The organism is Planctopirus hydrillae (assembly GCF_001707835.1).
GTDB classification, from domain to species: domain Bacteria; phylum Planctomycetota; class Planctomycetia; order Planctomycetales; family Planctomycetaceae; genus Planctopirus; species Planctopirus hydrillae.
Genome location: NZ_LYDR01000127.1, coordinates 13,418 through 24,764, shown reverse-complemented (window position 1 = coordinate 24,764; position 11,347 = coordinate 13,418). Strand labels below are relative to the sequence as shown.

Sequence of the window (11,347 nt, the reverse complement as noted above, 5' to 3'; positions counted from 1 at the left end):
ATGAAAAAGCCATACCGCCATATGGTTTGGGAGCATGGTAATGATACATTTTATGAATATTGGATTAATAAACATCGCTCAGGACAGGATAAACGTGGGGCAGCTCTGCAAATGCCTTTCTATTATAATATCAGCTTTCTTGGTCGCGGCAGGTCTTGCTAAAACAGGGGGATGCGATGATGGTGTAGAGTGGATCAAAAACACTTCTAAAGCATTACACCGTATAGAAGAGGTGACACGTAAGAATTTTGAGAGAGTGCAAACATGGAGAGGGCGTTTTCGTTATCAATCGTACGATCTTTATGAAGGCGAGGCGGCTTTGCAGCTTGCTAGCCGTCTGGCACCGGGGAAAAGAGTAGATATCCCCTTTGTCTATGTCACTTCGGGGTTTCATGATTTTGCTGTCAATGTGCCTAAAAGCTCCTTCTTCTGCCGATCTGTTCAAGATGACCTGCCTCAATTCCGTAATTTGATTTCCGGGGCGAATCTAGACTTTCGGGCTGGTCTCCACTCAGTTACTGAGGTTGTCACTCCAGAAAAAACATTATTGGTTGATCCAGTTCGCAGGAGATCCCGAATAGAAGGTTTTCCAGACCTGGGTGATCCAGGTGAGAATTATTCAATGGGCGAGGTTATCGCCACCGAGAGTACTGAAATACGCGGATGGGGTGGAAACTTCGATGCACGCAAGGTTTTTGGATACAATGAGCCGATCTGGATGGAGATCGGTGCCATGGCCTCAGGAGTTGAGAAGATAACGGCTGTGTATATTAAGGAGGCAATGGCAGGGCTATCGGTTGATGAGATTCCAAATGGCGATCATGTCGATCTTGTTTACGAGAAGAGGCCAAAGGGAAGACGTGTCAAAATCGTATTTAGTGGCGCTGTCGGGCATTGTCCTGTGAGTTACGCTGTGTACCGTCGTGTTGAAAGTTCAGATAATGAAGCAGGCGAAGAGTACCTTAGCGAATTACAGACGTGGGATTACGTTCAGGAGGGAGACATTTTCCTACCGGCACGAGTCGTTCGGAAGCAAATGAAACCCGATGGGACACTGTTTAACGAGTATGGCCTTCGGGTTGAATCTTCTGAACTTAACGTCGATCTTGGCCCAGATGCGTTCACTTATAAATGGCTTGCATTGAAGGATGGGGACCATCTTTTCGATGAAACTGCTTATAAACTCTTTAGAATGAATGGCGGTAGTCTCGTTGAAATACCGCCAACTTTGGGTGGCGGAATCAGCGGTGTCAATTCGCAACGGCCTGTTAGCTCCGGTTTTCGTACTGCTGTTTTTATCTTGCTGAACTTTGTTGTCGTAGCTTCGGTTCTTTTCTTTGTTATTTGGCGTCGGTTGCGCCCAACAAATCGGACGTCTTGAGGTATGACCTAAGAGCCGCAAACATGGCCCATAGAAATCTGGTCGATTCTGGAATTCAAATTAGATAACAAGAATGAATCAGTGCACTGTTGTTGATTTCAGAAGTCTCTTCTTGACGAATTGAAATTCCCCGAATGGTCCATCGATCAAAAGATGTGAGCTGACCCCGCTTTGAGGTCAGCTCACATCTTTTGGTCTGACGTTGGATTTAATAACGGAGAGGCAGCCTGGTGCTGCCATGCTTGTGGCTCGGAACAAGCATGCTTGTTCGACTCGCCATGCGCCATTGTTTCCTGGTGTGGGTATCAGTGGGCTCGGTCTGGTTTACTTCTTGCCTGAACGCTTGGAAAAAATCGACTCCAGGCTTCCAGCCCCCGGGCCATTGGCCATGATGAACAGCATCGCTCCTGCCAGCGAGAGGTTCTTTAGGAACTGAATCATTTGAAATTCCTTGGCGGCGAGATCTCTAACTGTCCAGAAATCATGAAAGAAGTACGTCGCGAGAATCAGAAAAATCAGGAGCAGAGTTGCGCCCAGCCTGGCTTTGTATCCCACGAGGACCAACACACCGCCCACAATCAAAAATGTAATCGCTCCACCCAAAAGGATCTGCGGTGCGGGAACTCCTTCGCTCGCCATATAAGCGGCCACTTTGGAATAGTTCGGAATCTTATTCCCGAGAGCACTCATCAGGAAAATCGCAACGAGGGCGGCTCGCCCCATAATCGATAGGAGGGACTGAAACATGGGAACACACTTTCTATCAAGAGTTTTGGCAAGAGTGATTTTGAAGGAGACACAATGATCTCAGAAGTCTGGAAACGTCGTGGCAAAAAGCCGTATGCAAAGGATTGCTGCAAGTGAACAGAAGCCAGGCATTATTCAAGTTCAAAGAGCAGCATCTGGCCATCGGCTTTCGTGACCACATCGAGGCGATCTTCTGCACTCCAGTAGAGAGCATCCCCCGCCTGCACCTCGTGGCCATCGATCAGGAATTGCCCCTTCAGGATTTGTAACCATCCTTTGTGAGAACTCGAAAGGTCTTTTCGCAGTGATTGACCTGCGGAAAGATCCGTCAGCCACAGATTCGCCTGCTGCTGAATCGTTAAAGAGCCATCACGGCCATCACGTGAAGCCACCAAACGCCATTGATTCAACTGTTCTTCATGTGGAAATGGCTTCTGCTCATAACCTGGTGTGAGATCTTTCGCCTCAGGAAACAGCCAGATCTGGTACAGATGTGTCGGTTGACTTGAACTCGGGTTGAATTCGCTGTGACGAATGCCGCTCCCTGCGGTCATTCTCTGCAATTCGCCGGGTCTGAGAACTTCTCCATTTCCCAGACTGTCTTTATGCTCCAGTTCACCCTGAAGCACAATCGTGACGATCTCCATATCTTTGTGGCCATGCATCCCAAACCCCTGGCCTGGTGCCACCACATCTTCGTTGATCACCCGCAGTGTATGAAAGCCATTCCAGGCGGGGTCGAAATAATGACCGAATGAGAACGTATGGGAGGTTTTCAACCAGCCATGATCAAAGTAACCGCGATCTTCGGCTCGACGAACCTGTTTCATGATACAACGCCTTAATCAGACAGACAGTGACAATCCACCCGCTAGCCGATGTCAGCATGACCAGTCGATAGATTACATGTCATGTATTACTGGCGTTCCAGCGGGATCTTACGCGTCGGGTTCGACCTGCTGGCGAGTTTTCTCCAGCAGGTGAGTCAACTGCTTCAGCCCCTCTTCATCGAGATTACTGAACATCTCGGAAATCAGCTTGCGTAAGGGTTCATCCAGTTGAGAGATCAGCTCTCGACCTTGTTCAGTGAGGCCCACCAGAATCTGACGTCGATCCATCGGGATCTTCTGGCGATCAACCAGTCCCAGTTTTTGCAAACGGTCAATGAGTCCTGTCATGGCAGGGACCGGCTGCAGCATACGGCGGCCAATCTCCAGGCTGGGCAAGGGTTCACCTTCACCACGCAGAATCCGCAGCACGTTGTATTGAGAGTTTGTGAGACCATGCTCTCGAAAGAGTTGTCCGCAGCGGTATTCGAGTCGATCCGCCGTTCGAAGTAAGGTCAAAGCCGCTTCTTCCGCTGGATCTGTGAACGGCTTACGCTTTCCGAGGAGTTTCTGGAAAGTATTCATGAGTCAGACTTTCGTATCAGCGAATGCTGGAGTCAGTTCAAGACCTGCAAACCCTTTTCCAGTTGAAGTTCTGGCAGCATGCGTGCATCAGCCAGCCAACGGGAAGAAGGAGTTTGCTGCTTCCGGGAAGAAGCAAACTGACCAGTTTCAGAACAGTTGAATTTCAGAACAGAAAAGTGAGACAGGACGTCGAAGTGAAGAAATGTTTGTCAGTATTCAGGCCGACGGAATCAGAGCCAGCCAGCGATGAGTATCGAGAACCGAAAAGTTTCAATACGAAGTCGTAATGTCGATAAAAACAGGCCATCCGAAGATCAGGCCATCAGCGCATAGAAAAGTAAAAATCTCAGTCGTTCATCGACCAATCAAAACCAGCAGTCTTGCCAGCGAGGAATCGCTGGCAAGACCAGTAAAATCGATCAATTCCATTCTTTCAGCATGGCTTCAACACGAGCTTTGTTAAAGTTTTCTGGAATCGGCTCATCATGACCGACCAGTAACTCTTCCACGCCGACCTGACCAATCGGGACGCCACCTGCGGGAACATCGACCTGGGCGGTCCAGGCAATCCCATTCAGGAACAGTCGGCGAAACTCGGGATGTCCCCAGTTCCAGTGAACGTGCCCACCGCTGCATCCAAACCCGCGAGCTCCATTCGCCCGTTGATGAGCCCACGCCATATGCTGTGGCTCACCTTTGGCAATAGCTTCACGAACTGCCGGGTTACCACTGTGAGGACCGTCAGGTCGCTTGAGTGTCTCAGGGCCGGGGAGATCGGTCAGAATTGGTGTGACCCCTTCCATCCCTTCGCGAAATCTCATGTGGTAGTACCACTCGTCGTTAATTCGAAATGGCTTGACCCCTGAAGTAATCGGATGCGCTGGGAAAGCCTTGTAATCCGCTGTCCAGTGAGGATTGACTGACCAGTGAGGCTCAAAATAGCCACCAGTCCAATCCAGAAAAGCCTGCCCGGGCTTGCCGGCAACAGTTTCAACTCCGTAGTGAATGCAGACAATCCCCGTCCCTCGATCGACCAGTTTCTGCAATTCATCGAGATGGGAATTAAAGGGATGACCGCCCCCGCCGTCGGCATAAATCACGATTGAGTCGGCAGCAGACAGCACCTCAGGTGAAGGCCAACCCTGTGATTGCAGCGAATGCATGGTGGCTTCAATCGGCAAGCCACTCTCATTGAGCAGGCGGGCCAGTAATGTGCAACCAGCCGTATGGTCGTGAGCACCAAAACCATGGCTGCGATTGCCCGCCAGGAGCAGGACTTTCTTCTTGGCCGGTTCCTTGCTGCTGGAGACTTTGTCAGCAGTCGCATCGAGTGTCTTTAAGCGGATGTTCTTGAATTGCACCTTCATGGGTGGTCCGGCATGCAATTGCAAAGCCAGAAGCCCCTTGGCACGGCGATCTTTCAGATCTTCATCAATCACAGAGCTCATCAACGTGTCGTTGATGTAGTGATCAAACTGAAAACCCCGGGCGACAATCCGATACGAATTCCAGTCGTCTTTCTTGATCGCACTTTGAAGTGCTGCACCTTCGGCAAACTGTTCTTTGACAACCGGCTTATGGTTCTCGCCAATGACGGTTTTCTGACCTCGAAGTGCTAAAATCCCTCGGAAACGTTCGCCGTAATTAATACCGCTGTAGGTGTTTCCGGCTTCAAAGTCGGCCTGATACCCACCGATGACCCAGGGCTGATCCTTCACTTCAAAGCTGCGGTACTGAATACCACTGTTTCCACCTTGAATTTTGTAATCGAGCCGGAGTTCGAAGTCGGCCGTCTCGCCACCGCGCCAGATAATAAAAGTGTTTCCCTTGGTCGGTTTTTCAGCAGTTGTGATGCCGGTAATGGCACCATCCTGCACGCTCCAGAATTCCGGATTTCCATCCCATCCTTCAAGAGTTTTTCCGTCGAAAATCGAAACAAATCCAGTTTCATCCGCTTTGTCTTCGGCCTGAAGCTCACTTCCTGAGCTCACTACACACAACGAGACGCTCGCCAGCCAGAAAAAACAGGCCCAGGCCGAGATGGCGGGCGTCATCATTGGCTTTTGGGCCATAAGAAACTGTAAAAGTCTGTGCATCAAGCACCCTTTCGGAATAAGAGTCGATCAGTTGAGCGTGGGGAGTGTTGCCACCGGCAAATTGGAGTACAGACAGGCAAGGATTCATGAAATCTAACTCAAAGCTGGCAAACTTTAATTCACCAGCAATTGTTTATCTGTTGAGTATTGAACACCTGCGCGGTTCGAAATGCAACAGCGATGAAATGAAAGCCAGCCCCTTCAGGCAAAACCCTGTTCTTGAAAATTTGCCATGGGCAATTCTCGCTGCATCGAGAGATGCCTCACACACCCGCTGCCTGACAGTATGACTGTTGAGAGAAAGCCACTCCGTGACGACGCTATCGCCAGCTTCTCCATCTGCCACCGGATCCCGATTTGTTGTCGGGATTGACCTGGGGACAACGAATTGCGCCCTGGCATTCATCGACACCCAGACCTCTCCAGAGACAGTGCAGATCCTGTCAACTCCACAACTGGTCGCCCCGGGAGTCATCGAGAAGCGGGAAACTTTACCTTCGTTTCATTATGAATTTGCCGCCGGCGAAGTGGCTGCTGCCGATCTGAAGCTCCCCTGGTCACAACCCCCAGGTGATCGGCCTCAGCTATCTGCGGTTGGTGTTCTCGCTCGCGAGCAAGGCGGCCTGAATCCGCAGCGTCTCATTTCCTCAGCCAAGAGCTGGCTTTGCCATCATGCGGTTGATCGAACAGCAGCCATCCTTCCGTGGCAAGGTGATGACGATCTTCACAAGCTTTCGCCAGTAGCCGCCAGCAGCAGGTATCTGGAGCATTACCGACTGGCCTGGGAGACTCAATGGCCCTACAATCCTCTGGCTGATCAGCAGATCGTCATTACCCTGCCCGCTTCTTTTGATGAGATCGCACGCGAACTCACCATCAAAGCGGCTCGTGAAGCAGGCTTACCCCGGGTGACCTTTATTGAAGAGCCACAAGCCGCCTTTTATGCCTGGATCGAGCGCCATCGAGCCGACTGGGAAAGTCGCGTCCAACCCGGACAGAAAATTCTGGTCATCGATGTGGGTGGAGGAACCACAGACTTCACTTTGATTCGAGTTCAAAAACGAACCGATGGCCTGTGCGAGTTCCATCGCGTGGCAGTTGGTCAACACCTGATCCTTGGTGGAGATAATCTCGACCTGGCACTGGCCCATTTTGTCGAGCAGAAATACAACCTCGAAGACAAGCTTTCCCATCGCGAATTCTCTTCGTTAATTCGCAAATGCCGAGTGCTCAAAGAAACTTTACTTGGCCCGAATCCCCCTGAATCTGCCAAGGTGATTCTCGCCGGCAGTGGATCGAAACTCCTTTCTTCGAGCAGGCAATACGAAGTCACCCGTGAAGAAATTCAGAACTGCCTGGTCGATGGTTTCTTCCCTGTCTGTGAACTGAAAGATCGCCCCGCTTCGCATCCCATCGGCTTTCGAGAATTTGGTCTGGCTTACGCCCCCGATGCGGCCATCACCAGATATCTGGCCCAGTTTCTCGAACAGCATCGTGCCACATTGAGCGAACTTGAGCAGCGAGCGAACGCCACACAACCTCAGCAGAACAGCGTGAGTGCTGATCCCGCCTGCCCGGATCTAATTCTATTCAATGGCGGAGTGTTCGAATCGACTGTTTTAAAAGACCGTGTTCTGCACACATTGCGGCATTGGTTTTGCCAGGATTCATCAGGCTCGCAAGCCACCGAAAAAATCCAGGAACTCGATCACGGCCGGCTCGATCTGGCAGTTGCTCGTGGAGCCGCTTACTTTGGGATGGTCAAACGAGGACTGGGAGTCAAGATCGTCGCGGGTCTGGCACGCAGTTACTATCTGCAGCTCGGTGGGAAAACCAACGAAGCTCTCTGCGTGCTGCCAGCCGGTATTGAACCCGGTGCCGAAGTGGATTTGCAGGATCAGCGATTCTGGCTGTTGCTCTCACAACCCGTCGAGTTCCCTTTGTGGTGCTCGAGCACGCGCCTTACTGATCGGGCCGGGACACTCATCCCGATTGATCGCGAACAACTCACTCCCCTGCCACCCATTCGTACGGTCTTGAAAAGCCGCCGGGAAACGGAGGCCAGTCGGATTCCTGCTCAATTGTCTGCCCGTTTGACAGAACTGGGCACTCTCGATTTGAGCTGTCGTGAATGTGATGGAACCCGATCATGGAATCTGGCCGTTGATGTCCGCAGTGCCACACATACCGATCTGGCCGCACATCAGGGCCAGGGTGAACAGGCCGGTGTGTTCGAGGATCAACTGCAACAGCAGGCGATGAAATTGATAGAAAACACTTTCCGGCCTGCTGACGAACCCCTGCTGCCCCGTGAGTTGATGCCCAGACTATCTGAAGCCCTCGCAGCGCCCCGTGATTCGTGGTCGCCAGTTCTGCTCAGGTCACTCTGGACAACACTCATGGATGTGGCTGCCCAGCGCAGCCGATCTGCGGCACATGAGGCCCGGTGGCTCAACCTTGTCGGGTTCTGTCTGCGACCAGGCTATGGCGTCGCGATTGACGACTGGAGAGTTGCAGAAACCTGGAAAACCATCAGTGGCAAACTCACTCATGCCGACCCACAGGTTCGAGCTGAAGTGCTGGTTCTCTGGAGGAGAATTTCCGGAGGATTGAATGCCGGCATTCAACAGGCGATTGCAGCTCCATACATTTCATTGGTGAAAACGGCTCTCAAACGAGGTCTGGATCACCGGAAATCGGCTAATAAATCAGGGCCGACTTCCCATGAACTGTCAGAAATGATGCGAATGTTCGGTGCTTTTGAAGAACTTTCGAAAGCCACTCGAAGTGAGTTGGCGAGTCTGGCAGAATTCTCACTGCAACAGAAAAACTCACCCATCACGATGGATGCCGCCATCTGGTCGCTGGGTCGGTTTGGCCAGAGGACCCCGGTCTACGGCTCTCTCAATCATGTGCTGAGTCCCGAACGGGTCGAGTCGATGCTGGCAGCGTTGATGACCTGTGGCGGGCCGATTGGTCTCGTGGGACTTTCGCTGGCGCAAATTGCCAGACGAACGCACGACCGCTTTCGCGATCTTCCCCAGTCGCTTCGAGAGGAAGTCGTGCAGTGGCTGAATCAACACCCGGAGACCGAAGATCTCGCGAAACTGGTGCTAGAAGGTGGAGAATTCACCCAGGAATCGGCTGGTCAACTGTTGGGAGACCAACTTCCCCCCGGGTTGTCACTGATGTCCTGAAAAAAGTCGAGGCAGCTCAATGAGTCGCCGTTGTGACGACCAGACCATGATTACCAAGTCACGTCATCAGTTGGCCGCTTCGGTCGCTTTCCGGAAGGAAACGCCATATTCGACAAACGATTCCCCAGGAATTTCGCGGACACGCACGACACGGCCCTCTTTCCAGCGATAGTTTCCATCGGGAAGTCGCAAACCAATCTGCAGGGCCGAACTGTCAAAAGCTTCGGCCGAGATCAATCCCACGCCACCTTGAGAAATATTGAAGGCGACAGCCGTGCGGGCCGAAGGATGATTCGGCCCGGCAATCGGATCATCGGGAGTCAGAACACAGACAATCACGTTGGCATGAAAACTTTTTCGCTCAAACTGGCGAACGGCGCCATACAGTTGCTGGTCGCGTTCGGCCATGCGTTCCAGCCACTTCATCATGCGTTCCCACGTCCGAGCCTGGCGGTCAGTGGTGGTTGAAGCATAAGCGCTCATCGGCAGAAACCTCACAGCGGTACGAAACAATTGAGGTAAAAACTTTACCCATCGGAAACTTGCCACATGAACAGCCAGCGTCAAATCGTTTTTTCAATCTCCTGAGACTTTAATGAAAGCCGATGCCCGGAATATCGATACATCGGCGGTGTTGTACACAAAAGAACACTACCACACTTGTCGTTTAAAATGAGCCTTGACATCAAACTCACGGAATAGAGTACTTAAGTACACTTTCTATCAGCGAAAATGACGCCTGGAAAGCTTCCTGCATAACGGACTTTGATTCCCAATATTTTCGCTGGAATTGACCTGGAAATTTTCATTTGCTTAGCCGGGTCTCAAACAACTCCGGCTGCTGGCCTTCGACCTGAATACGAAATTGCTTTCCATCGGGAGAGACTGACGCCTTGATGTAATGCCCTTTGCACTCAGCCGTATCGCTGGAATTAGCAATCCGGTGCGGCGGTGGCTGGACGTCATCTCCCAGCTTGATGTTCCGATGCAACTGAAACTGAGCCTTCAGAGTCGGGATCGCTTCCAGTGTCTTCAGAACCGGAAGCATGCCCCCTTTGGTGGGGCCGTTGCAGGTGACAGTGGCGATCGGTTCAATCGCTTTGACCAGCACAGGATTGTTACTGACATCGAGACCATGGTGAGTCACCATAAAGAGATCGACCTGACCAATCGGGTTATTAGGCGACATCAACCGTTGTTCGGTGTTCCACGTCAGGTCACCACATGTCAGAAAGGCGAAATCCCCCAGTTTGAAGAGCAGACTCAAACTGCGGGCATTGTCGGAAGTGTCCTCAGGTTTCGCGACGTGCTCGCTGGCAAACGGATTGGCTGGCCCCTCGTTCGGAATGGTCTTTCCACTTGAGGTGACCACTTCGGCTGTCAGTTGTGGAACACGTCGACCTGTTTCAGCATTTTTCAGCGGAAGCTTGTCTCCGGGGGAAAGGGCTGTCGACTTGTTCTGTGAGGCAGCGCGGTACAAGGCAATTCGCTCGGGAAACCCTTTGTCTTCGGGAAGATCTTCCGGAATTCCCCGGTCATAAAAGGCCGTGACGGGAACTTTGCTGACCAGTGCCGCATGATTGCCGTAATGATCCAGATGCCAGTGAGAGACAATCGCTTTGTCGATTCGAGTTCGACCAGCGACCTCCTTCACCACGCGCACAATGCGATTCAAATCCCGGCCGCCGTAATCGGGATAGCCCGAATCGATGAGAATCGATTCCCCTGCGGGCGTCACCAACAGCGTGGCGGCTCCCCCCTCGACATCAATGAAGTAGATATCGAGTTCGCCATTTTTCTCATCTGCCAACACGCTGTTCCACGGCAGCCACAACAAGGCAGCCATCGCCAGCACTGTCACCAGAACACGAAAACTCCGTTGTTCAACCATTCGCAAGCCGTTCATAGAGAGTGACTTTCGCAAGAATTGACGATCTTCCGGCTTACGCTCGAACTCACCTGGCGCGAGCCAGAATTCATCACTTGATGATATAATGAGGTGATGATAAGTGTGCAGGCGTAAGATTGCACCTGTTTTCTCGGTTTGTCCAGATTCCACATGTCCGCATTTCACGGTCCGCCCGAAGCTGTAGCCCGGGTGGATCGAGCGACTTTCCAACGGCATCATCGATGGGCGTCAACTGGCAGAAAAGGAAGTTTTCCCGGAGAACTTGTGCAAATCGGAGATCTTTTGCGCCATCCGATTGATCCTCTTCGCACCACACAGCGATCACTATTGAATAAGTCGCGTTTGTGCAAAATCACCCTGTTTGATGCCGAGTTCTGCCAATACGCGATGAGACCAGCAACCTAAACTCAACAAAGCGGCAGAACATCAGGTTGCCGCAAAATCGATTTGGGATTGAAGCCAAGGTTTTGATTCAAGATCACAAATGACTTTTCCCTGATTTCCAACTTCTGCCCGACTTCCTGTGTTGCAAAATTGGTAATTCTGCTAGGGTTTAACAGATAACCTCGCCAGAACTCGATCCTCCCGTGGCGGGTGGATCATTT

The 11,347-nt window shown here is 51.6% G+C and carries 8 protein-coding genes; 2 read left to right on the top strand and 6 right to left on the bottom strand.

Going from position 1 to position 11,347, the window contains the following annotated elements:
- Nucleotides 1-52 precede the first annotated feature (52 nt).
- Nucleotides 53-1,381, top strand: coding sequence for a hypothetical protein (locus A6X21_RS15275; RefSeq protein ID WP_131818364.1), 1,329 nt, complete (start codon nucleotides 53-55; stop codon nucleotides 1,379-1,381).
- A 324-nt stretch (nucleotides 1,382-1,705) separates the two neighbouring features.
- On the opposite strand, the gene A6X21_RS15270 is transcribed toward A6X21_RS15275, so the two are convergent.
- The 4 genes from A6X21_RS15270 to A6X21_RS15255 form a co-directional block, all read right to left on the bottom strand.
- Nucleotides 1,706-2,128, bottom strand: a complete 423-nt coding sequence (locus A6X21_RS15270) for a DoxX family protein (protein WP_068849347.1) — start codon at nucleotides 2,126-2,128, stop codon at nucleotides 1,706-1,708.
- A gap of 131 nt (nucleotides 2,129-2,259) precedes the next feature.
- On the bottom strand, nucleotides 2,260-2,958 hold the full coding sequence (locus A6X21_RS15265) for a pirin family protein (protein WP_068849345.1): 699 nt from the start codon (nucleotides 2,956-2,958) through the stop codon (nucleotides 2,260-2,262).
- A gap of 108 nt (nucleotides 2,959-3,066) precedes the next feature.
- Entirely contained in the window at nucleotides 3,067-3,540 is a 474-nt protein-coding gene (locus tag A6X21_RS15260) for a MarR family winged helix-turn-helix transcriptional regulator (protein WP_068849343.1), read from the bottom strand.
- 419 nt (nucleotides 3,541-3,959) lie between these two features.
- Nucleotides 3,960-5,636 (bottom strand): 3-keto-alpha-glucoside-1,2-lyase-like domain-containing protein, encoded by a 1,677-nt coding sequence (locus tag A6X21_RS15255; RefSeq protein WP_068849341.1) that lies wholly within the window; start codon nucleotides 5,634-5,636, stop codon nucleotides 3,960-3,962.
- 311 nt (nucleotides 5,637-5,947) lie between these two features.
- Between A6X21_RS15255 and A6X21_RS15250 the strand changes: the two genes are divergently transcribed.
- Nucleotides 5,948-8,833, top strand: a complete 2,886-nt coding sequence (locus A6X21_RS15250; protein ID WP_068849339.1) for an Hsp70 family protein — start codon at nucleotides 5,948-5,950, stop codon at nucleotides 8,831-8,833.
- A gap of 66 nt (nucleotides 8,834-8,899) precedes the next feature.
- Here the strand turns inward: A6X21_RS15250 and A6X21_RS15245 are convergent, their stop codons facing one another.
- Complete coding sequence (locus tag A6X21_RS15245) at nucleotides 8,900-9,316, bottom strand: PilZ domain-containing protein (protein WP_131818363.1); 417 nt, start codon at nucleotides 9,314-9,316, stop codon at nucleotides 8,900-8,902.
- A 322-nt stretch (nucleotides 9,317-9,638) separates the two neighbouring features.
- On the bottom strand, nucleotides 9,639-10,739 hold the full coding sequence (locus A6X21_RS15240; protein WP_240490282.1) for a ComEC/Rec2 family competence protein: 1,101 nt from the start codon (nucleotides 10,737-10,739) through the stop codon (nucleotides 9,639-9,641).
- Nucleotides 10,740-11,347 lie beyond the last annotated feature (608 nt).

Excerpts from the sequence above, each read along its gene's own strand:
- A6X21_RS15275 (WP_131818364.1), top strand. The coding sequence starts at position 53 with ATGAATATTGGATTAATAAACATCGCTCAGGACAGGATAAACGTGGGG.
- A6X21_RS15270 (WP_068849347.1), bottom strand. The coding sequence starts at position 2,128 with ATGTTTCAGTCCCTCCTATCGATTATGGGGCGAGCCGCCCTCGTTGCG.
- A6X21_RS15265 (WP_068849345.1), bottom strand. The coding sequence starts at position 2,958 with ATGAAACAGGTTCGTCGAGCCGAAGATCGCGGTTACTTTGATCATGGC.
- A6X21_RS15260 (WP_068849343.1), bottom strand. The coding sequence starts at position 3,540 with ATGAATACTTTCCAGAAACTCCTCGGAAAGCGTAAGCCGTTCACAGAT.
- A6X21_RS15255 (WP_068849341.1), bottom strand. The coding sequence starts at position 5,636 with ATGCACAGACTTTTACAGTTTCTTATGGCCCAAAAGCCAATGATGACG.
- A6X21_RS15245 (WP_131818363.1), bottom strand. The coding sequence starts at position 9,316 with ATGAGCGCTTATGCTTCAACCACCACTGACCGCCAGGCTCGGACGTGG.
- A6X21_RS15240 (WP_240490282.1), bottom strand. The coding sequence starts at position 10,739 with ATGAACGGCTTGCGAATGGTTGAACAACGGAGTTTTCGTGTTCTGGTG.